General features: G+C 52.3%; 18 protein-coding genes. 9 read left to right on the top strand and 9 right to left on the bottom strand.

Annotated features, from left to right (window positions below):
* Window positions 1-31: 31 nt before the first annotated feature.
* On the top strand, window positions 32-1,573 hold the full coding sequence (gene tyrR, locus AB3N39_RS11375) for a transcriptional regulator TyrR (RefSeq protein ID WP_367896736.1): 1,542 nt from the start codon (window positions 32-34) through the stop codon (window positions 1,571-1,573).
* 37 nt (window positions 1,574-1,610) lie between these two features.
* On the opposite strand, the gene AB3N39_RS11370 is transcribed toward tyrR, so the two are convergent.
* Together AB3N39_RS11370 and tpx are read right to left on the bottom strand one after the other, a co-directional pair.
* A complete protein-coding gene (locus AB3N39_RS11370) occupies window positions 1,611-2,819 on the bottom strand; it encodes an aldose 1-epimerase family protein (RefSeq protein ID WP_367896735.1) in 1,209 nt (402 codons plus the stop codon).
* 275 nt (window positions 2,820-3,094) lie between these two features.
* Window positions 3,095-3,601, bottom strand: a complete 507-nt coding sequence (tpx, locus tag AB3N39_RS11365; protein WP_023335907.1) for a thiol peroxidase — start codon at window positions 3,599-3,601, stop codon at window positions 3,095-3,097.
* A gap of 107 nt (window positions 3,602-3,708) precedes the next feature.
* Between tpx and ycjG the strand changes: the two genes are divergently transcribed.
* Window positions 3,709-4,674, top strand: coding sequence for an L-Ala-D/L-Glu epimerase (gene ycjG, locus AB3N39_RS11360; RefSeq protein ID WP_143345192.1), 966 nt, complete (start codon window positions 3,709-3,711; stop codon window positions 4,672-4,674).
* Here the strand turns inward: ycjG and mpaA are convergent.
* On the bottom strand, window positions 4,665-5,378 hold the full coding sequence (gene mpaA / locus AB3N39_RS11355; protein ID WP_111965078.1) for a murein tripeptide amidase MpaA: 714 nt from the start codon (window positions 5,376-5,378) through the stop codon (window positions 4,665-4,667). The genes ycjG and mpaA overlap by 10 nt on opposite strands.
* Before the next feature lie 185 nt (window positions 5,379-5,563).
* On the opposite strand from mpaA, the gene AB3N39_RS11350 reads away from it, so the two are divergent.
* The gene (locus tag AB3N39_RS11350) at window positions 5,564-7,180 is read left to right on the top strand and encodes an ABC transporter substrate-binding protein (protein ID WP_133294544.1); all 1,617 of its coding nucleotides are present in this window, start codon (window positions 5,564-5,566) and stop codon (window positions 7,178-7,180) included.
* 120 nt (window positions 7,181-7,300) lie between these two features.
* Window positions 7,301-8,056, top strand: coding sequence for a hypothetical protein (locus AB3N39_RS11345; RefSeq protein ID WP_133294543.1), 756 nt, complete (start codon window positions 7,301-7,303; stop codon window positions 8,054-8,056).
* A gap of 98 nt (window positions 8,057-8,154) precedes the next feature.
* Here the strand turns inward: AB3N39_RS11345 and AB3N39_RS11340 are convergent, their stop codons facing one another.
* The 4 genes from AB3N39_RS11340 to AB3N39_RS11325 all read right to left on the bottom strand — a co-directional run bounded on the left by AB3N39_RS11340 (window position 8,155) and on the right by AB3N39_RS11325 (window position 12,605).
* Window positions 8,155-8,718, bottom strand: coding sequence for a DJ-1/PfpI family protein (locus tag AB3N39_RS11340; RefSeq protein ID WP_127732791.1), 564 nt, complete (start codon window positions 8,716-8,718; stop codon window positions 8,155-8,157).
* 217 nt (window positions 8,719-8,935) lie between these two features.
* Complete coding sequence (locus AB3N39_RS11335; RefSeq protein WP_143345725.1) at window positions 8,936-9,076, bottom strand: Ecr family regulatory small membrane protein; 141 nt, start codon at window positions 9,074-9,076, stop codon at window positions 8,936-8,938.
* A gap of 74 nt (window positions 9,077-9,150) precedes the next feature.
* Entirely contained in the window at window positions 9,151-10,383 is a 1,233-nt protein-coding gene (locus AB3N39_RS11330) for a sensor domain-containing diguanylate cyclase (protein WP_136194955.1), read from the bottom strand.
* Window positions 10,384-10,475: 92 nt separating this feature from the next.
* Entirely contained in the window at window positions 10,476-12,605 is a 2,130-nt protein-coding gene (locus AB3N39_RS11325) for a bifunctional diguanylate cyclase/phosphodiesterase (RefSeq protein WP_325813535.1), read from the bottom strand.
* 457 nt (window positions 12,606-13,062) lie between these two features.
* Here AB3N39_RS11325 and AB3N39_RS11320 point away from each other — a divergent pair, with 457 nt between their 5' ends.
* The 4 genes from AB3N39_RS11320 to dbpA all read left to right on the top strand — a co-directional run bounded on the left by AB3N39_RS11320 (window position 13,063) and on the right by dbpA (window position 17,200).
* Window positions 13,063-14,205, top strand: coding sequence for a methyl-accepting chemotaxis protein (locus tag AB3N39_RS11320; protein ID WP_115875321.1), 1,143 nt, complete (start codon window positions 13,063-13,065; stop codon window positions 14,203-14,205).
* A 154-nt stretch (window positions 14,206-14,359) separates the two neighbouring features.
* Window positions 14,360-15,343 carry a zinc transporter ZntB gene (zntB, locus tag AB3N39_RS11315; protein ID WP_111965070.1) on the top strand — a complete coding sequence of 328 codons (984 nt, stop codon included), beginning with the start codon at window positions 14,360-14,362 and terminating at the stop codon, window positions 15,341-15,343.
* A gap of 291 nt (window positions 15,344-15,634) precedes the next feature.
* Window positions 15,635-15,799, top strand: coding sequence for a hypothetical protein (locus AB3N39_RS11310; protein WP_320718313.1), 165 nt, complete (start codon window positions 15,635-15,637; stop codon window positions 15,797-15,799).
* Window positions 15,800-15,826: 27 nt separating this feature from the next.
* The gene (gene dbpA, locus AB3N39_RS11305) at window positions 15,827-17,200 is read left to right on the top strand and encodes an ATP-dependent RNA helicase DbpA (protein ID WP_367896734.1); all 1,374 of its coding nucleotides are present in this window, start codon (window positions 15,827-15,829) and stop codon (window positions 17,198-17,200) included.
* Between the two features lie 42 nt (window positions 17,201-17,242).
* Here the strand turns inward: dbpA and ttcA are convergent, their stop codons facing one another.
* Window positions 17,243-18,178 (bottom strand): tRNA 2-thiocytidine(32) synthetase TtcA, encoded by a 936-nt coding sequence (ttcA, locus tag AB3N39_RS11300; protein WP_127731200.1) that lies wholly within the window; start codon window positions 18,176-18,178, stop codon window positions 17,243-17,245.
* Between the two features lie 273 nt (window positions 18,179-18,451).
* On the bottom strand, window positions 18,452-18,862 hold the full coding sequence (locus AB3N39_RS11295) for an ASCH domain-containing protein (RefSeq protein WP_252093059.1): 411 nt from the start codon (window positions 18,860-18,862) through the stop codon (window positions 18,452-18,454).
* 680 nt (window positions 18,863-19,542) lie between these two features.
* Between AB3N39_RS11295 and AB3N39_RS11290 the strand changes: the two genes are divergently transcribed.
* Entirely contained in the window at window positions 19,543-21,066 is a 1,524-nt protein-coding gene (locus tag AB3N39_RS11290) for a cyclic diguanylate phosphodiesterase (RefSeq protein WP_133294539.1), read from the top strand.
* Window positions 21,067-21,166 lie beyond the last annotated feature (100 nt).

Raw genomic sequence — 21,166 nt, 5'->3', positions numbered from 1 at the left:
ACTGTTACTGGCTTAAAACGGTGAATTTCCCATGCGTCTTGAAGTCTTCTGTGAAGACCGTCTCGGTCTGACCCGCGAATTACTCGATCTTCTTGTTTTACGTAGCATTGATTTACGTGGCATTGAGATCGATCCTGTCGGGCGAATTTACCTCAATTTTGCCGAAATTGAATTTAATACATTCAGCAGCCTGATGGCGGAAATCCGCCGTATCGCTGGCGTTACGGATGTACGCACCATTCCCTGGATGCCTTCTGAACGTGAGCACCTGGCGCTGAGCGCGCTGCTGGAGGCCATGCCTGAACCGTTCCTCTCCCTGGATTTGAAAAGCAAAGTTGAGCGCGTTAACCACGCGAGCTGCCAGCTTTTCGCGCAGAGCCAGGAGAAGCTCAGCAATCATAACGCCGCGCAGCTGATCCCCGGCTTTAACTTCCAGCGCTGGCTGGACAGCAATCCGCAGGACACGCTTAGCGAGCATGTGGTGATTAACGGGCAGAATTTCCTGATGGAGATCACGCCGGTCTATCTGAAAGGGGAAGGGAACACTCGCATGCTCACCGGGGCGGTGATCATGCTGCGCTCGACGCTACGCATGGGTCGCCAGCTGCAAAACCTCTCCAGTCAGGACGTTGGCGCGTTCAGCCAGATTATTGCCGTCAGCCCGAAAATGCGCCATGTGGTTGATCAGGCGCGTAAGCTCGCAAGCCTGACCGCGCCGCTGCTGATAACCGGGGACACCGGCACAGGGAAAGACCTTCTGGCTCATGCGGTGCATCTGGCGAGTCCGCGTGCGGCTAAGCCTTATCTGGCACTTAACTGCGCCTCTATTCCGGAAGATGCCGTTGAAAGCGAGCTGTTTGGTCACGCGCCGGAAGGTAAGAAAGGGTTCTTCGAGCAGGCTAACGGTGGCTCCGTGCTGCTGGACGAGATCGGCGAAATGTCGCCACGTATGCAGGCTAAGCTGCTGCGTTTCCTGAACGACGGAACATTCCGCCGCGTCGGTGAGGATCACGAAGTGCATGTGGACGTGCGCGTTATATGCGCCACCCAGAAAAACCTGGTTGAACTGGTGCAAAAAGGGATCTTCCGCGAGGATCTCTATTACCGCCTCAACGTCCTGACGCTCAACATTCCGCCGCTGCGCGATTGTCCGCAGGACATCATGCCGCTAACGGAGCTGTTCGTCGCCCGCTTTGCCGACGAGCAGGGTGTGCCGCGTCCGAAGCTGTCTGCCGATCTGGGCACGGTGCTGATGCGCTACGGCTGGCCGGGCAACATTCGTCAGCTTAAAAACGCCGTTTATCGCGCGCTGACCCAGCTCGAAGGGTATGAGCTGCGTCCGCAGGATATCCTGTTGCCGGATTACGACGCCGGGACGGTATCCGTAGGCGAAGAGGCGATGGAAGGGTCGCTGGATGATATCACCAGCCGTTTCGAGCGCTCTGTGCTGACGCAGCTGTACCGCAGCTATCCCAGCACCCGCAAGCTGGCAAAACGCCTTGGCGTGTCGCACACCGCGATCGCAAATAAGCTACGTGAATATGGTTTGAATCATAAGAAAGGTGACGAATAACAAAAAAGCCTCTGCAAAGAGGCTTTTTACTTTACGTTTATTCCTTCGCCATCGGCGTGTTAACGATTTCTGTTTTTGTCTCGCCCTGAATCGACGCAATCCTGTTTTCGACCTCTTTCACCTGCTGCGGGCTGTGGAGCAGGGTATAGGTCAGGTCAAACTGCGCGCTGGCGCCAGGCTGCAGCTGCTTAACCCGCTTCTGCTCACGTTCAATCGTGACGGGGTAGGCGTAACTAGTGCCCGGTTCGATGCCCGTGACGTAGCCCTGCTTCAGCGTGTCGGTGTTTTTCCACAAGGTCAGCACGGGCAGCTGGCGGGTATCAAACTGGATTGACGCGCCTTTATCACCGGCTTTATTGACCACCGCCGCGAGCGTTTCGTGGTTATTGTCTGCCAGCGGTTTAATATTAAAGACCATCTCATCAAAGCCTTTTGTCGGCCCGGCGTAGGTTTGCCAGTCGTTTACGCCCGCTTTGGCGTAGTCATTGAATGGGCTCACGCTCGCCGCCGGCGCAAGGAAACGGGCGCCTTCCTCTAGGATCGGCGTGCCGAAGTTGCTGTGATAGATGATTTGATAATCATGAGGGTAATCGGCATGGTTTGTCAGAACATCGTGCAGGCTGAACCGGTTGGTTCCGGGAACGTAGCGCAGCTCGGTCATGGTTTGCAGATCCGATTTTTTAAACGTGCTCTCTTTGATCAAACCCCGAACGCGGATCTCATGCGGAGCGGTATCCGCCACCTCAACTTCCACCTGCGATACCGGTGTATTTCCGGCCCTGCCGTGAAGGGTGTAAATTTGCCCATCTGCGGTGACCGGATGACCTGTCCACTCGTAGCCACAGCGCACCATCATCTCGTTGAAACCATCCAGCCAGCCGAGACCGTTGCGGCTTTCAAGATTGATGTAAGCCGGGTTCACGACCTCTTTAACAGGAGAATTCCAACCCAGTCGGGTGCCAAACCCTTCCACGTGCAGAAGGTTCATGCCACGGGTAGGGCTCAGGGTAATCGTCAGGCCATCTTTACTGCTAATAATGATGACTTTACTGCCTTCCTGCTTGCCGCCGTGTAAGATTTTTTGCTCAATGCTGAACGTCTGATCTTCAACTTTCAGCTCATCACTGGAAATCTTCCAGTTTCCTTTTTCTACGCTGCTTTCAGCGCTTGTCAGCACCCAGGTTTTGGCCGCTGCATGGCCAGAAATCAGTACCGCCAGGAGCGTAAAAGCGAATTTAATCTTCATATTTAATCCTTTTTGCTGAAACGATTATTTTCTTTCGTAAGCAAATCTAATGTTTAGACAAAAAGGGAAATGTGATGTGCTTCACTGCAGCCAAAAATAGGGAATTTTAACGATTATTATGCGTTGTTGATCACGCTTATGTTACATGTTCTCTAAGTTATTGCATGATTAATGTGATTTTTGTGCATTTATGCTTTAACGATTCAGCTTTAGCGCAATAAAAAACCCCGCCGCGGCGAGGTTGAGAATAAGTTGTATAGAATGCTAAGTACTTATTATGCTTTCAGCACGTCCAGCGCGGCAGTGTAATCCGGCTCGGTGGTGATTTCGTTAACCAGTTCGCTGAAGACAACGGTGTCGTTTTCGTCCAGAACCAGTACAGCACGTGCTGCCAGACCTTTCAGTGGGCCTTCCGCAATGCTGACGCCGTATTTCTCGAGGAAATCTGCGCTGCGCAGGGTGGAGAGGGTGATAACGTTGCTCAGGCCTTCGGCACCGCAGAAACGGGACTGGGCAAACGGCAGGTCAGCGGAAATGCACAGCACAACGGTGTTGTCCATTTCAGTCGCCAGCTGGTTGAATTTACGCACGGATGCGGCACAAACACCGGTATCAATGCTTGGGAAAATGTTCAGTACTTTGCGTTTACCCGCAAACTGAGCCAGTGTGACGTCAGACAGATCTTTAGCCACCAGAGTAAAAGCCTGCGCTTTGCTGCCAGCCTGCGGAATGGAACCTGCAACAGCAACCGGGTTGCCCTGGAAATGAACGAGTTGTGACATAGATATCTTCCTGTTTACATATAGTTAACGTCGGGGCTAGTGTATGCCATCAGCGGATAACACGGCAAACCAAATTTTTCGCCTTTCCGGGCCGCAAGGAGTCAGTGATGAGAAGCGTTAAAGTCTATGAAGAAGCCTGGCCATTGCATACCCACTTTGTGATCTCCCGCGGCAGCCGAAGTGAAGCCAGCGTGGTCGTGGTTGAAGTCGAAGAAGAGGGGTTTAAAGGCGTCGGGGAATGTACGCCTTACCCGCGCTACGGAGAAAGCCTTGCGTCGGTGATGGCGCAGATCATGACCCTTGTGCCTGACCTGCAAAAAGGTCTCACGCGTGAGTCGTTACAGCAGCGTTTGCCCGCCGGGGCGGCGCGTAACGCTATCGACTGTGCGCTCTGGAGCCTTGAAGCCGCTCAGCAGCAAAAATCGCTGACGTCCTTGCTGGGTGAATCGCTGCCGGAGTCCATCGTGACGGCGCAAACGGTCGTGATTGGTGAGCCGGAGCAGATGGCCGCCAGCGCAAAAGCGCTCTATGACGCCGGGGCCACGCTGTTAAAAGTGAAGCTCGACGATCGCCTGATCAGCGAGCGGATGGTTGCCATTCGCTCGGCGGTTCCCTCGGCCACGCTGATTGTTGACGCCAACGAGTCGTGGCATCCTGAAGGGCTGGCAGCGCGATGCCAGCTGTTGGCCGATCTGGGCGTGGCGATGCTGGAACAGCCTCTGCCAGCAAAAGATGATGCGGCGCTGAAGAATTTTATCCATCCGTTGCCCGTCTGCGCGGATGAAAGCTGCCATACCCGCGAAAATTTGAGCGAGCTTAAGGGCCGCTATGACATGGTAAATATCAAGCTCGACAAGGCAGGCGGGCTGACAGAAGCCCTGGCACTGGCGGCGGACGCCAGGGCGCAGGGGTTTGCCCTTATGCTGGGGTGCATGCTTTGCACCTCCCGGGCGATCGGCGCGGCGCTGCCGCTGGTCAATCAGGTCCGTTTCGCCGATCTGGATGGTCCGACTTGGCTGGCGGTTGACGTTTCACCGGCGCTTCATTTTACCAGCGGCGTGCTTCATCTCTGAGGCTGCCAGCGCAGAAGCTCCACCATCGCTTTTAAGTATTTTTCGCTGGCTTCGTCGGAGGAAATCGGCGGGAATTCAGCGGTGATGCAGGGCAGGCTCAAATCAGCGCACCAGCTACCAAAGGAACCAGGGGTTTCATAGCCCACGCTGGTGACGAGCGGCAGGGCGAAAGCCTGCGCCAGCCACTCGCCCAGTTCAGAGTGGCGCGGATCTTCAATACAGGCCAGCGGATCGTGGAAGGAGACAACCCATGCTGGGTGGATTTTATGGATAAGCTGGCACAGCGCCTGCGTTTCCGGCTCCGATCCGGGCTTATCTCCCGTTAGCAGCACCACGTCCCGCTCCTCGGCGGAGCTGTTCCAGCGATATACCGTTTCCCCTGCGCGCCAGTTTGCCGCCGGGAAATTACGGTTCAGGTCGATTCCTCTCGCATTCGCCCGCAATCCCAGCTGACAGCCGTCCGGATTGACGGCAAGAATCACATGGTGACGTCGCAACGAAGGCGTCAGCGTCCTCAGCGCGCAGGAAAGCGTGACGATGGAAGAGTTCTCGTCTCCGTGCGTGCCGGCAATGATCAAACCGCTGTTGCGATCGGCATCGGGCGCCGGGAACCAGATCAGCGATGCGCCTAAAAATGAGCGGCCATATTGCTCGGCGCCCGGCGGAAAGGCGCCGCGCTCCGCTCGCGGTCGGGTGGTTGCCATACGAAATCCTGATAAAGAAGTCTCTACAGGCAGTGTTGTGCAAAACCCGCTGTTAATCAAATAGTTTCCGTGACGGCTGAGAATTGCCTCAAATCACTATTCCGGACGAAGGTATTTGCATTTCTCTGTTTCGAAACAAATAATTACGCATCTGCTTGTTACCTGAATTCATTAAAGGGGATCTTATGAAGCATCCTGTTTCGCGTCTCTGTGCTGCACTGTACCTGTGCGGACTCTCTACACTCTCGTACGCTGCTGATGTGCCACAGGGCACGGTACTGGCGCAAAAACAGGAGCTGGTCAGGCATATTAAAGACGAACCCGCTTCGCTCGATCCGGCAAAAGCGGTGGGATTACCCGAGATTCAGGTAATTCGCGATCTTTTCGAAGGGCTGGTGAATCAGAACGAGAAAGGGGAACTGACCCCAGGGGTAGCGACGCGCTGGCAGAGCAACGATAACCGTATCTGGACGTTCACCCTGCGCGATAACGCGAAATGGTCTGACGGTACGCCCGTCACCGCGCAGGATTTTGTCTACAGCTGGCAGCGTCTGGTTGACCCGAAAACCACGTCTCCGTTTGCCTGGTTTGCGGCGCTGGCAGGCATCAACAACGCGCAGGCCATTATTGATGGCAAAGCGGCGCCAGCTACCCTGGGAGTGACGGCGGTGGATGCCAGAACCTTACGCGTCCAGCTGGACAAACCGCTCCCGTGGTTTAGCAACCTGACGGCGAACTTCGCCTTCTATCCGGTGCAAAAAGCGAACGTTGAAAGCGGTAAGGAGTGGACGCGTCCGGGCGCTCTGGTAGGTAACGGCGCCTACGTCCTGAACGACCGCGTGGTGAATGAAAAACTGGTTGTCGTTCCGAATACGGACTACTGGGACAACGCGAAAACCGTCCTGCAAAAAGTGACCTTTATTCCGATTAATCAGGAATCGTCCGCCACTAAGCGCTATCTGGCAGGGGATATCGATATCACCGAATCGTTCCCGAAAAACATGTATCAGAAGCTCCTGAAGGACATTCCGGGACAGGTTTATACGCCGCCCCAGCTCGGGACCTATTACTATGCGTTTAACACGCAAAAGGGCCCGACGGCCGATGCCCGGGTGCGTCTTGCGCTGAGTATGACTATCGATCGCCGCATTATGGCAGAGAAGGTGTTAGGTACCGGCGAGAAGCCGGCCTGGCATTTCACCCCTGACGTGACGGCGGGTTTCACCCCTGACCCTTCACCGTTCGAGCAGATGTCGCAGCAGGAGCTGAACGCTCAGGCGAAAACCTTGCTCCAGGCCGCAGGCTACGGTCCTCAGCGTCCGCTGAAGCTGAACCTGCTGTACAACACGTCGGAAAACCACCAGAAGATCGCCATTGCGGTGGCGTCCATGTGGAAGAAAAATCTTGGTGTGGATGTCAAACTGCAAAACCAGGAGTGGAAAACCTATATCGACAGCCGCAACACCGGCAATTTTGATGTGATCCGCGCGTCATGGGTGGGTGATTACAACGAGCCTTCGACCTTCCTGTCCCTGCTGACCTCAACCCACAGCGGCAATATCTCGCGTTATAACGATCCGGCCTACGATAAAATTATTCACCAGGCGACGCTGGAAACCACGGCGAAAGCGCGTAATACGGACTACAACATGGCGGAGAAAATCCTTATGGAGAAAGCACCTATCGCGCCAATTTATCAGTACACCAACGGTCGCCTGATTAAGCCCTGGGTTAAAGGATATCCGATTAATAACCCGGAAGACGTGGCGTATAGCCGGACCATGTATATTGAGAAGCACTGACGAGCCCGGATTATGTGGTAACTGTCGTTAATGAGAGTACATTAAGAACTGGCGCATTTAGCGCCAGTTTCTTTATTCCAGAAAAGATGTCTGTTTTACATATAATCGCAGGGATAAATTATGACGGAAGAAAAGAAAGATAAACCCTCTTTTCCGGCAGGCTTAGGCATTATGGATAAAATCTGGGAATGGCAGTGGATTATACGCTTCATCTATATTGTCCTTTTCGCCGATCTGGCGCTGCTGGCTTACAGCGGACAGGGGATTTTGACCTGGCCCATACAGGCCATTAGCTGGACCGAACACCTTGGTTTCTTCTGCGTCGCGCTGGCGGCTCTGGGGCTGATAGCCACAACCCTCATGCCCTTTGTCGCCAGTCTCTTCAGGCAAGTGCTGAATGAGATCATATACAGCAGCATCTTTCCGGATATTCTTCGCCCGCAGAGCGATTACGAGAGATACCCGGGTAAGGTACCCTCAAGAGAAGTCCTTGATTTAGCACTGGAAGAGAATAATCAGTTTTTACTTAATTACTATGAAAAACATGATTCAGCCTGGCGCAGTAAATTCACTGAAAGATTCAAAGTTGGCGATTTACTTTTTGGTATCCTGTTTTTCATGATACTTGATTACCATCCGCACTGGTTCAGTCACGCTCAGCATTCCTTAGCCAGCGATCTTTTTAATCTGGGTGGTGATGAGGGTTTTGTTATATTTTATATCGTCCTTATCATTGTATTTAGCGCCCTGATGAATGTCTGGTTCGGCAAATGGGACTGGGGAAATATTTATTATCCACCGCTGTATCGTAAAAAAGAAGAAGCTCGAAGAAAGGAGCGAGAGAGAGAAGCGCAATGGCGTCGCCAGAATGAATAAATAATTCCCTGCTAACCAGTGCTCCATACATACTTTTTTTTTGGCTTCGTCTGAGATATCGCTCCCGCCCATGCGGAGCTGGCGGGAGCAGAGGTGGGCTATTCTAACAACTCACTAAACTTCGCCAGCCACTGCGGATGCGCAGGCCAGGCGGGAGCCGTCACCAGGTTACCGTCTACATGGGCCTGATCGATGCCGATAGTGGCGTAGTGTCCACCCGCGAGACGTACCTCAGGTGCGCAGGCCGGGTAGGCGCTACAGGTTCGTCCTTTCAGAATGCCCGCGGCAGCAAGCAGCTGCGGGCCGTGGCACACCGCAGCAATCGGCTTACGCGCGGCGTCAAATGCTTGTACCAGCTTTAACACGTCCTCATTTAGCCGCAGATACTCGGGGGCTCTCCCGCCGGGGATGAGCAGCGCGTCGTAATCCTGCTCCTTTACGGTTGAAAAATCGGCGTTGAGGGTAAAGCGGTGACCGGGTTTTTCGCTGTAGGTCTGGGCACCGTCAAAATCATGGATTGCCGTCATGATGTAGTCGCCTTTCGGTTTGTCGGGGCAGACCGCATCAACCTGATGGCCAATCATCTGCAAAGCCTGAAAAGGCACCATGGTTTCGTAATCTTCGGCGTAATCGCCAACCAGCATCAGGATCTTCTTGCTCATCATTCCTCACCTTTTTCAATAAAGATGATTAAGATATAGCCTGGCATGGCTGAATTGCCGGAAATAAAAAAGCCCGTCAGAGCACGGGCAACATAAGCAAATGAATAAATGATTCGTTATCAACGTTGTTGGATGATAACGCCGTATATTTTACGCGGCAGTAAGACAAGCAGATACCTGACATATTCGGTAGGTGAAACAAGCGATTAAACGTGCGTTACAGTGCGTCGAAGGTCGGGTAAAGGCTATTTTCAAGGAATTCTACGAGATACCAGATCTCACCGCTAAAAATAAACCAGAAGCCAAATATAATAAGGAGCAAAATAATAAAGGTGAGTATTATTTCAGTTTTTCCCATTGCTGCTTTTACCCACCTGAAGCTAATTGATTCGAGGTGGGCATTGTAGCGGGGCTTTTCCGGATACTCCAGTTTCATGCAGCAAGGACTTTATTGCGTCCGTCATTTTTAGCGCGATACAGGGCATCGTCCACACGCTTAAACAGCTCGTCAATACTCTCTCCCTGATTGTGCCGCGCCACCCCAATGCTGACGGTAAACCGCGGCAAGCCCGGAATCGTGATGCGTGCAACGGCTGCACGGATTAACTCGGCAATCTGCAGGGCGGTATCGAGAGAGGTACGCGGCAGCAGGATAACGAACTCTTCGCCACCCCAGCGGAACACCATGTCGCCCTCCCGACTACAGGCTTCCAGCGTTCGGGAAAGGGCGATTAGAACCTCATCGCCTTTCAGATGACCGAACAGGTCATTAATGTTTTTGAAATGGTCGGTATCCACCAGCAGCAGGCTAAATTGCTGCTGCGCAGGAAGTTTATTCCGGTTGCTTTGATCGGTAATTGCGTAGAACTGGCGCCGGTTGAGTAGTCCCGTCATGGAGTCACGTAACGCGGCATGTTCCAGCTCCTGCTCCAGCCTTTTTTGCTCGGTGATATCGTGGATGATGCACAGCATCAGCTTGTCGCCGTAAATCTCAATGGGCCCGGCATACGTCTGAACGTGGCGGGTGGTTCCATCGGCAAGGCGGTGAATAAAATTGAGCGGCTTATGACCACCGGGCAGCGCTGCAATCGCAGTCATAATGGGCATCACATCTCGCCCCAGCGTATTGATTTCCCAGGTATGCTTACTGCACATGTCATCATGTGAGTAACCATAAAAATTGAGTGCGGCCAGATTTGCATCGACGATTTGCCCGTCGCGGGCCGGATCGATTAACAGCATCGGGGCGCTGTTGGTCAGAAAAAAGCGCGCATAGAAACCCTGTTTTTTCCGTCGATAGGTGGCGGAACGGCTTGCCTTCAATCCTGAGAACATTTGTTGGGAGATGCCTTCGAAAACAATCACATCTCCCCAGGGAGCGTAGTGGGCGAGCGAGAGCCGACAGCTTAACGGCGTGTCCTGTCCATCCCGGCTAGCCGTCCAGATTTCGACGATCTCCTGCTCTGTTTTCAGTTCAGGTACATACATCGTCAGGAGGGTTTGCGCCCTGGCTGAATAGATCCCTTTGCGCAGGTCCTCGAGGGTTTTATCCCCCATGAGCTGCCTTGCTGCCACATTCGCAAAAATGATCTTTTCCGACACGGGTGAAACGAGCCACACGGGTGTTTTAATTACATTCAACGCATCAAAACAAGGTTGCGACATAGGCGTTTCCTGTTCATCGACAACATGTGCCTGACAATCATGTCAGAATTGACTCGCGTGTACTCCTTTGAAACATACTCCACTTAACCCCGTCAGGCATGATTTTTTTGTGAAATAAATGCGGGGTCCGTTTGAATTTTATTAATGGGGATAATCTGTTTGTCTGAGTTTATCTGCAGCAGTAGCCACGGTACCTGTTCGGCAGGTAAGGGCCGGGAGAAAAGATACCCCTGCAGGTAATCGCAGCCGAGACGGGTGAGAACCGCCTCCTGTTCTTCCGTCTCGATCCCTTCTGCCACCACATTCATCTCCATGGTCCGGGCGATACTGATTATGGTCTCGACCAGCTTGTAGCTTTTTTCATTCCCCAGCATCGATGTGACAAAGCTTCTGTCGATCTTGAGTTCTTTTGCGGGAAGCACGCTAAGCATCAGCAGGTTGGAATAGCCCGTACCAAAATCATCAATCGAGACGACGATCCCCGCATGATTAAACGCGTTAAGCAACTCAATGCTGCGGTCGAGATTTTTAAGCGCGGTGCTTTCCGTTACCTCCAGGATCAGTCGGGACGGAGGCAGGTTATATTTTTCCAGCATCGACGAGATGATCAGGAAAATGTCCGGCTGTTCGAACTGAACGGGGGATAGGTTGAGCGACAACGTCCACTGGCTGAACCCTTGTTCAGTCCAGAAATGAAGCTGTCGGCATGCCGCTTCAATGGCCCAGTTACCTACCGGAATAATTAAGCCTGTTTGTTCCAGCGAGGGGATAAACAGATTGGGCAATACAACGCCTTGCTCTGGATGTCGCCAGCGCAGAAGGGCTTCAAAACCATGAATCGTTTTCTCTCCCGCATGCCAGGTTGGCTGATACCAGAGTTCAAACTGATCCCGTTCAAGCGCCTGCGAGAGTTCCTGCAGAAAGCCGGGTTTCGCCGGGATCGCTGTTGACATCTCGGCCCGGTAAATCGCCCAGCCGTTACGGCCATCTTCCTTGACGCGGTGTAAAGCTGCATCCGCCTTGAGTTTCAGCTCATGCAGCGTTTCGCCATCCTGAGGATAGAGACTGACGCCCGCGCTGATCGTCGTGCTTAACGTATGCCCGCATATCGACAGAGGGCGTCGTACATCTTCGAGCAGCGCGGTGAGCAGGGCGCTGAGCTTGTCGTCATCACATTCAGGCACCAGCAGGATAAAGGCGTCTCCTCCCAGTCTTGCCAGGGTCATCTCACGCGTGAGCCTTGCCGTGATGCGCTGGGCGACAGCGATCAATAACTCATCACCGACGCTGTGACCCCACGTATCGTTAACGCGTTTGAAGTGATCGACGTTCAGGAAAATAACCGCAAATGGCTTCTTGCTCAGCAGCGCGCTGCGCAGACAATCCTGCATGCGGAGATCCATCTGGTGGCGGTTTGCGAGCCCGGTGAGTGCGTCAAAACGCGCCTGCAGCTCTAGCTGACGGTTGAGCTGCTGCAGATTATCCGTCAGCCGGCTGGTGCGCCGGTGAGAATCGATAAGTGAAATGATTAACATCACGCCGAGCAGGCAGAGCGTGGTGACTGAAACCCAGATGGATAAACCCAGCTCGCCGATCCCTCCGGGGACGGCATGCGCCATTTCCTGAAATTGCGCGGCGCTCATGCCGGTATAATGCATCGCACAAATCGCGGCAGCCATAACGAAGGCCGCGATAATTCGATCGATAAAGACGCCTTTATGTTTATCGCGCAGTCGGAAAGCCAGCCACAGCGCCGTACCTGAGGCAACAACGGCAATGACCACGGATAACCCCACAATGCGTCGATCCCAGATGATGCTGCCATCCAGCATCAGGGCTGCCATACCGATATAGTGCATAGACACCACGCCAGCGCTCAGGAGCGTCGTGGCAAAGATCAGTCGAAAAGGGGAAAGTTTTTTACCCGTGACGGCAATATTAAGCGCCGTTGTCGACGCAATCACCGCGACGCCCAGTGACGCAAGGGTTAACCAGAGGTCGTAGCTCATCATCATGGGCATTTGCATCGACAGCATGCCGATAAAGTGCATCGACCAGATGCCAATACCCAGCGTGACCCCACCGGCAATCCGCCAGAAGAGTGCAGCCTTTCGGCTGGAGAGAGGGATCTTTCCGGCGCTGTCCAGCGCCACAAATGAGGCAATAAACGCCACCAGATAAGAGATAGCGATTAACACAGGGTCCCACGATATATTGAGCATTATGCAATCCCACGCCTGAGAGGGTTACCGATTTCGCCTGCCGGGTACATCTTTATCGGGCAACGAACATGCGCATTCAAACCATATTAGTTATTTATCGTGAATAATGACCAGTCATATTAATACTCTAAAACTCATCAAGAATATAAAATATATTCTTTTTGTTAATGTATTAAGCATTGCTAAACAAGAACGAATAACAGTAGCAAAGCTCCTTAAATATGAGTGCGATCGTATCGTCTCACCGCGGGCGATACTATCGCTTAAGATGGCTGGAAACCAGTATTGCAGCATGCTGAGTAGAACATTTTTACTAATACGCTCTTTTAATCTGACTTAAGGTAAATCTCGGGATGCTAACGGCGAAACAAAAAACAAGCGTTGTTTGCGATGCAAAACTTCTGGGCCAATGCTATAAGTCTAAGTGCCGACTTAAATATAAAACGTGGGTATTATCATGCTAAAAAATATTAGTGTCAGGACCTTTATTATCGGGTTCCTTTTATCTCTTTTTTTGGTAAGTGCAGGTGTCGTTGTTCTATTTTCCAGCAATCCCTCTCTCTTTATTTCGCTTAATGCCATCAATTTCGTTGCACTATTTTTGCTCTGGGTCTACATGACGAAGTATCTTGTGACGCCGATCAATACGGTGAAGAAAAGTATTGAAGAGGTGACAGCAGGCAACCTTGGTGTATCTATCCCTGAATTTGGCAATAACTGTGCGGGCCGACTCATCCCCGGGATCAATAGCCTTTCCGGTAATATTGCGACGCTTGTACGTGAGATCAGGGCGTCATCGCAAACCGCCATGACCCTATCGGATCAACTCTCGCAACGTAGCGCTCAGCTTTCGGTGAAAACCGAGCAGCAGTCTGCATCATTAGTGCAAACCGCAGCCAGCATGGAGCAAATGGCCGCGAGCACCAAAAACAATGCCGATAACACGCGTCTGGCGAGCGAGCAGGCAAATGTGGCGACGCTGCAGGCGCGCAAAGGCGGTGAGCTGATGGGACAGGTCGCCAGCAATATGCAGTCCATTACCGAATGTGCGCAGCAGATGACGGAGATTATTTCGCTCATTGACGGTATTGCGTTCCAGACGAATATTCTTGCGCTCAACGCGGCCGTTGAGGCGGCAAGGGCGGGCGATCATGGCAAGGGTTTTTCTGTGGTTGCGGAAGAGGTAAGAAACCTGGCACACCGCAGCGCAGAGGCCGCGAAGAATATCAAAACGCTGATTGAAGTCACCAGCAGTAACGTCACGCAGGGAGCCAGCGTTGTGTCACAGGCAGAGAAAAATATGCATGAAATCGTAACGGGTTCAGGGAATGTCAGCCGCTTAATGGACGAAATTTCCGCGTCGACGTCTGAGCAGGAGAAAGGTATTTCTCAGATCACGCTGGCGCTATCTGAGCTGGAGCGGGTCACGCAAAGTAATGTGGCAATGGCAGAGGAACTCAACGGCTCCTCTGATGTACTGCGTAATCAGGTGATTGAGCTGCAGGCCAGAACGCGCAATTTCAGACTTGACCAGAACCCTTCTTCCTCATTACCTGGCGGCTCGCCATCCTTCCTCCACCGGCCAGAACACTCTCTCTGATTAAACCTCAAAGCCTGGCGTGCCAGGCTTTTTTTTGCCTCTTGCCAGCATGTTCATTTCCTGAGCGATTTCAGCGCGATGGAAAACATAGTTGTTGATTAAGCCCTGATGGAGGCTAGACTGACACCGAAAGAGCTAAAAAGGCGGAGGCGCTGTGGAAAGCATTAAAGGATCTGAACTTAACGTTCCTGACGCAGTTTTTGCGTGGGTGCTGGATGGTCGCGGCGGTGCGCGACCGCTGGAAGATAATGATGCGATCGATAGCGCGCATCCCTGCTGGTTACATTTGAACTACACCCACACGGACAGCGCTGACTGGCTGGCCTCGACTCCGCTCTTGCCTAATAACGTGCGCGATGCGCTGGCGGGGGAAAGCCTGCGGCCCCGCGTGAGCCGAATGGGTGACGGGACGCTGATCACCCTACGCTGCATTAACGGCAGCACGGATGAACGCCCGGATCAGCTGGTTGCGATGCGTGTCTACATGGACGATGGGCTGATTGTGTCTACCCGGCAGCGAAAAGTTCTGGCGCTGGATGACATCGTCAACGATCTGAAAGAGGGCACCGGGCCAACCGACTGCGGCAGCTGGCTGGTGGACGTGTGCGACGCGCTTACCGATCACGCGAGTGAGTTCATCGAAGAGCTGCACGACAAAATCATCGACCTGGAAGATAACCTTCTCGATCAGCAGATCCCGCCGCGCGGTTTTCTGGCCTTGCTTCGTAAGCAGCTGATTGTGATGCGCCGCTATATGACGCCGCAGCGCGACGTTTATGCGCGTCTTGCCAGCGAAAGGCTCGCCTGGATGAATGACGATCAGCGACGCAGAATGCAGGATATTGCCGACAGGCTGGGCCGCGGGCTGGATGAAATAGATTCCTGTATTGCCAGAACGGCGGTGATGGCGGACGAAATCGCGCAGGTAATGCAGGAATCTCTGGCGAGAAGAACCTATACGATGTCCCTGATGGCGATGGTGTTTTTACCGAGCACGTTTCTGACCGGGTTGTTTGGCGTCAACCTGGGCGGTATTCCGGGGGGCGCTTATCGCTACGGCTTTACGGCCTTTTGCGTGATGTTAGTTGTTTTGATTGGGGGTGTTGCATGGTGGTTGCATCGTAGTAAATGGCTGTAAATTTACGCTTTTTTCCTCTTTTTCCGGGATTAAAACGCTCTTTTAATTGAGCGAAGTCAATAAACATCTACCCCGTAAGGTGCAATATTACTCCCGCAGGTGAATGCAACGTCAAGCGATGGGCGTTGCGCTCCATATTGTCTTACTTCCTTTTTTGAATTACTGCATAGCACAATTGATTCGTACGACGCCGACTTCATAGTCGGCTTTTTTTTGCCTCCTGATTCTCAGCGTCTACCCTAAAAGGGATGACAGCCAATTCTGGAGGGAATGATGAGCATCCTTTACGCTCTGCTACTGCAACATTCACGTCAATCCGATCCCATCCCCACCGATCCGGTGCCCATGCCCGATCCCATACCGCGTCCGCAGCCAATGCCCGACCCGCCGCCCGATGAAGAACCGATTAAATTGTCGCATCGGACCGCGAGATCTGCGAGGATACGCGCCATCTGACCGCTAAGATCACCACGAGAGACAATTGTGACCGCTTTTTCTACCCTGAATGTCCTGCCCGACGCCCAACTCGCTAACCTCAACGAGTTGGGATATCTCACGATGACGCCTGTTCAGGCGGCCGCGTTGCCCGCCATCCTCGAGGGCCGTGACGTACGCGTACAGGCGAAAACGGGCAGCGGGAAAACGGCGGCATTTGGCCTTGGCCTGTTGCAGCATATCGATGCGGCGCTTTTTCAGACCCAGTCTCTGGTACTGTGCCCGACCCGCGAACTGGCAGACCAGGTCGCGGGTGAACTGCGTCGCCTGGCGCGTTTCCTGCCCAACACCAAGATTTTAACCCTCTGTGGCGGACAGCCGTTCGGCGCCCAGCGTGATTCACTCCAGCATGCGCCGCACATTATTGTCGCCACGCCCGGACGCCTGCTGGATCACCTGCAAAAAGGCACCGTCTCGCTGGATGCGTTACAAACGCTGGTCATGGATGAGGCCGATCGGATGCTGGATATGGGCTTCAGCGATGCGATTGACGAGGTGATCCGTTTCGCACCGTCCGATCGTCAGACGCTGCTGTTCTCTGCGACCTGGCCCGAAGCCATCGCCGCCATCAGTGGTCGCGTGCAGAAAAATCCACTCACCATTGAAATCGACAGCGTTGATGCGCTGCCCGCCATCGAGCAGCAGTTCTTTGAAACCTCTCAGCAGGGTAAAATCCCGCTCCTGCAGAAATTGCTGAGCCAGCATCAGCCTGGGTCCTGCGTGGTGTTCTGTAATACCAAAAAAGACTGTCAGGCGGTCTGTGATGCTCTGAATGCCGCCGGTCAGAGCGCATTGTCGCTGCATGGCGATCTGGAACAGCGCGATCGCGATCAGACGCTGGTTCGTTTCGCTAACGGCAGCGCCCGAGTTCTTGTCGCAACCGACGTCGCTGCACGCGGTCTGGATATCAAATCGCTTGAGCTGGTGGTGAACTTTGAGCTGGCATGGGATCCTGAAGTACACGTGCACCGTATTGGCCGTACCGCGCGCGCGGGAAACAGCGGACTGGCCATCAGCTTCTGCGCACCTGAAGAGGCGCAGCGCGCCAATATTCTTTCTGAGATGCTGCAGATTAAGCTGAACTGGGTGAATGCACCGGCCGGCGTTAGCCTTGTGCCGCTGGAGGCTGAAATGGCGACGCTGTGCATTGATGGCGGTAAAAAAGCTAAGATGCGTCCAGGTGACGTATTAGGCGCGCTGACCGGAGATGTGGGGCTGGACGGGGCGGATATCGGTAAGATTGCGGTCCATCCGGCGCATGTCTATGTCGCGGTTCGCCAGAAGGTTGCCCATAAGGCATGGAAGCAGCTGCAAAACGGGAAAATTAAGGGTAAAAGCTGTCGCGTACGTCTGCTGAAATAAAGAATGAAGCGTCTCAGACGGTTTTTCTGAGACGCTAATCGTTTACTTCACTTCAAGCACGTTCAGACGCAGCTCTTCAAACTGACTGTCATCTTCTTCCGGCTGCCAGCCCGCTGGCTGCATGGGAATATCTTCCCGATCGAACGCCAGGTCCCCGCCATTCACAACTTCTGACTCGTGGTTGATGCCTTTAAAGTCGAACAGCTCCACATCCGCGAGATGGGAAGGGACGACATTCTGCATCGCGCTGAACATGGTTTCGATACGACCCGGATAACGCTTATCCCAGTCGCGCAGCATGTCACCAATTACCTGACGCTGCAGGTTCGGCTGAGAGCCGCACAGGTTACATGGAATGATCGGGAACGCTTTCGCCTGAGAAAAACGCTCAATGTCTTTTTCGCGGCAGTAGGCGAGAGGGCGGATCACAATGTGCTTGCCGTCATCGCTCATCAGTTTAGGCGGCATGCCTTTCATCTTGCCGCCGTAGAACATATTGAGGAACAGCGTTTGCAGGATATCGTCGCGGTGATGGCCCAGCGCAATTTTGGTCGCGCCCAGCTCCGTCGCGGTACGATACAGAATGCCGCGGCGCAGGCGAGAGCAGAGTGAGCAGGTGGTTTTCCCCTCCGGGATTTTCTCTTTCACAATGCCGTAGGTATTCTCTTCGACGATTTTGTACTCAACGCCCAGCTTTTCGAGGTATTCCGGCAGAATGTGCTCTGGGAAACCCGGCTGTTTCTGGTCAAGGTTGACCGCCACCAGGGAAAAATTCACCGGCGCACTTTGCTGAAGATTACGCAGGATCTCCAGCATGGTATAGCTGTCTTTACCCCCTGACAGGCAAACCATGATGCGGTCGCCTTCTTCAATCATGTTGAAGTCTGCAATGGCTTCGCCCACGTTACGGCGCAGTCGCTTTTGCAGTTTGTTGAGGTTGTATTGCTCTTTTTTGTTAATCTCTTGATTCTCTTGCATTGAGTACTACCTTCGGAGCCAGCAGGGGCAAACATTGTATGCCGCGTATGGTACGGATTCCGGCGACGAATACCAGCACGTTTTACAGCTCATTAAATCCGGAGCCGATACGCGAAAAGCGTAGCAGGCTTTCTGTGTGCCCCTGCGCATTCTGGGCATAAAAACAAATCGCAGGTTTTGATGCTCCCATGAGGACCAGCGCGAGGAGAACTTACGTTGTCTTTTACCGGAACGAATTCAGCGAAGGTACCATCCTGGCCACTTAATCTCCGCTTACAGCACATCAACCAATTCAAATTCTTCTGCGATCAGTTCCATATCTTCAGAAAAATGACCTTCGCAGACGAAAAATCGCTGATGCTCTTTCTGCCAGTATTCATGGCTTAAATCACCTTCACCCTCTTTGCGAGCGAATTCTTCAGTAACATCGCAAAAACGCACCAGCCGCTGTGAAACCAGCCTGATCACACAGACCGGGACGTTTTGTCCATCAAGGATTATGTTGTAGCTACCCACCCGCGGTGCAGACACATCCTGCGAGTACGAGGCAAAAGATCCGCAGGTGGCCGTTTTGATTCCTTTTTTAATCAGGTCCGCAAGCTTGCTCGCCAGTTCCGGGCTGTCACCCATTTGCCAGGCCGCTGCGCCTGGGTACTTCGTTTTTAATTCCTCAACCTTAACCATTCAAAATCCTTCTTAACATTTGACTAAAAGAAACGAAGTAGCGTTTTTAGCATAACCCCCCTCGATATTAGAAGCGTATTCGGCTTCCCTTCCACCTTTTTGCTCTGGTGGGTACGAAAACAAAGCGTTGCGCGTATTGCCCGACTAAATATAACCTTATGGGGTTATCTGTGTGGTGAATCTGCTGTCTTCAGCCAGGCGCGTGGCTTTGTATATCATTAACGTGTCACCAGGATGCAATCATCACCATGCTTTATCTTATAACTTTATCCCATTGGAAGGGGGCACGTGTTCAAATTTAATTCATCACTATTGGCGGTTTTGCTGTTATCAGGCTGTAGCTCCGATCTTGTTCTCAATCCACCTACGCAACCCGAATACAAGTCAATGCCAGAAATTACGCAGTCTGTGACGCCAACGCAACAGCGTGCCATCATGGCTGGCGAGCGACCTGACTGGTCAGAAAGAACCCCGATCAATACAATAAAGCGGTACTAATAAACACTTATCCACCAGGGCTGCCGTTCGGCGGCCCTTTGTTTCCACTCCATCTGGCTTGCGAGAAAATTTCTGACGCCTGATATGGTATTTATTTCTTTATCAACCATGCTTAAGACGAAGATAATTCAATCACTTCAGGATCGCTGAAGCGGCAACTTTACTCAAATCGAGAACCCTAAATGCGCCATGCATCTATTCCCTTAGCTGCAGCCACGACAATGTTTTTGCTCGGCGTTTTTATCATCAATTTACAGGTTTGGTATTCTGCACGTGCTGACAGCCTGGCAGAGGCGCGCTACGTCGTACGGAACATGAACGTTATTCTTAAAGAAGCCCGTCATGCGACTCAGATGGCAATGCAACTTGCCGAGAATGAGTGTGATGCAGAAGGGCAATATCGGCTGGGTACCGAGGCAGCATTACAGCCTCACCTGAGAACGATCATTATTCTGAAAAATAACGCGGTCTGGTGCTCCTCATTACCGGGAAACCGCGTATTGTTGGTCAATAGCTCAGTGCTGCCTGAGTCATCATTGCTCCTGGTTCCTTCGGGGAGTACCGTCAACGGTCTTCCGGTTCTCTTATACCAGACAACCCACGCCGGAAGCCGAATCATCGTTAGTATAAGTGATAGCCATATCCGGGATGCGCTGGATATGCCATTAAACGGCGTTGAATATTCTCTAAGAGTAGGCAATACCCTTTTAGGCCTGACAGGCGATGTGACTACGGTAGACCATACGAAGAAAGAGGTATTAACGGTCAAGGCCTCAGCTTTTCCTTTCTCGGTACAATTTAATTCTCCACCTCTTTTTAGTATTAAGAGATTACTCAATCGAGCCGGAGGCGTAGTGTTATTCCTGCTGATAATATCGTCTCTTTCTGCTTATATTCTTCAGCGATATCTTTCTAAGGATGTTTCACCGGAAGAGTCACTGCGTACCGCCATATACAGAAATGAAATTATTCCGTATTACCAGCCCGTAGTCAGCGGCAAAGAGGGGGCGCTACGAGGTGTGGAAGTGCTGGCCAGATGGAAGCATCCACAGTCAGGGTTTATTTCTCCGGCTTCATTTATTCCTCTCGCGGAGAAATCAGGCTTAATCATTCCCTTAACTCAGAGCTTAATGCGTCAGGTTGCATCGCATATGAATTCGATCTCTACGTTGCTGCCAGAAGGGTTCCACGTCGGTATTAACTTCAGCGCGTCCCATATCGTTGCGTCCACCTTCGTTGAAGAGTGTCTCCATTACAAGCAAAGCTTTACTCGACAGGATCTTAACCTGGTCATTGAGGTGACCGAGCGTGAACCTCTCGATATCGATGACCATCTCGTTAAGACCCTCAATGCGCTACATGAGATTGGATTTGCCATTGCTCTTGATGATTTTGGTACGGGGTATTCTGGTCTGTCCTACCTGCAGGATCTGCATATCGATTACATTAAAATCGACCAAAGCTTTGTTGCCAGGGTTAATGCCAGTGAGGACTCAACCGTTATACTGGATTCGGTACTGGAACTGGCAAAAAAATTATCAATCAGTATTGTGGCGGAAGGTGTTGAAACACAAGAGCAACTTGATTATCTCACCCATAACCACATCAAGTTCTTACAAGGTTTCTTCTTCTACAAACCCACGCCGTTTAAGGAACTGGTAAAAGTCCTTCTGTCGAAACCAAAAGTGAAGATAATGGTGGAATGAGGTTTATCACATCGGAAAAATGGGGGGACATCACCCCCCTAAAGGAATGCAGATATTATTTTTTAACTACGGTGATATTTTGTTATTCATTGACCATCTG

The sequence above is a fragment of the Enterobacter vonholyi genome (genome assembly GCF_040834095.1).
Taxonomy (GTDB): Bacteria; Pseudomonadota; Gammaproteobacteria; order Enterobacterales; family Enterobacteriaceae; genus Enterobacter; species Enterobacter vonholyi.
The sequence above is the reverse complement of the archived record's forward strand: the minus strand, read 5'-3'. Positions and strand labels throughout refer to the sequence as shown.

Bases quoted from the DNA above. Each gene is read 5' to 3' on its own strand.
- tyrR (WP_367896736.1), top strand. From the start codon at position 32: ATGCGTCTTGAAGTCTTCTGTGAAGACCGTCTCGGTCTGACCCGCGAA.
- AB3N39_RS11370 (WP_367896735.1), bottom strand. From the start codon at position 2,819: ATGAAGATTAAATTCGCTTTTACGCTCCTGGCGGTACTGATTTCTGGC.
- tpx (WP_023335907.1), bottom strand. From the start codon at position 3,601: ATGTCACAACTCGTTCATTTCCAGGGCAACCCGGTTGCTGTTGCAGGT.
- ycjG (WP_143345192.1), top strand. From the start codon at position 3,709: ATGAGAAGCGTTAAAGTCTATGAAGAAGCCTGGCCATTGCATACCCAC.
- mpaA (WP_111965078.1), bottom strand. From the start codon at position 5,378: ATGGCAACCACCCGACCGCGAGCGGAGCGCGGCGCCTTTCCGCCGGGC.
- AB3N39_RS11350 (WP_133294544.1), top strand. From the start codon at position 5,564: ATGAAGCATCCTGTTTCGCGTCTCTGTGCTGCACTGTACCTGTGCGGA.
- AB3N39_RS11345 (WP_133294543.1), top strand. From the start codon at position 7,301: ATGACGGAAGAAAAGAAAGATAAACCCTCTTTTCCGGCAGGCTTAGGC.
- AB3N39_RS11340 (WP_127732791.1), bottom strand. From the start codon at position 8,718: ATGAGCAAGAAGATCCTGATGCTGGTTGGCGATTACGCCGAAGATTAC.
- AB3N39_RS11335 (WP_143345725.1), bottom strand. From the start codon at position 9,076: ATGGGAAAAACTGAAATAATACTCACCTTTATTATTTTGCTCCTTATT.
- AB3N39_RS11330 (WP_136194955.1), bottom strand. From the start codon at position 10,383: ATGTCGCAACCTTGTTTTGATGCGTTGAATGTAATTAAAACACCCGTG.
- AB3N39_RS11325 (WP_325813535.1), bottom strand. From the start codon at position 12,605: ATGCTCAATATATCGTGGGACCCTGTGTTAATCGCTATCTCTTATCTG.
- AB3N39_RS11320 (WP_115875321.1), top strand. From the start codon at position 13,063: ATGCTAAAAAATATTAGTGTCAGGACCTTTATTATCGGGTTCCTTTTA.
- ttcA (WP_127731200.1), bottom strand. From the start codon at position 18,178: ATGCAAGAGAATCAAGAGATTAACAAAAAAGAGCAATACAACCTCAAC.
- AB3N39_RS11295 (WP_252093059.1), bottom strand. From the start codon at position 18,862: ATGGTTAAGGTTGAGGAATTAAAAACGAAGTACCCAGGCGCAGCGGCC.
- AB3N39_RS11290 (WP_133294539.1), top strand. From the start codon at position 19,543: ATGCGCCATGCATCTATTCCCTTAGCTGCAGCCACGACAATGTTTTTG.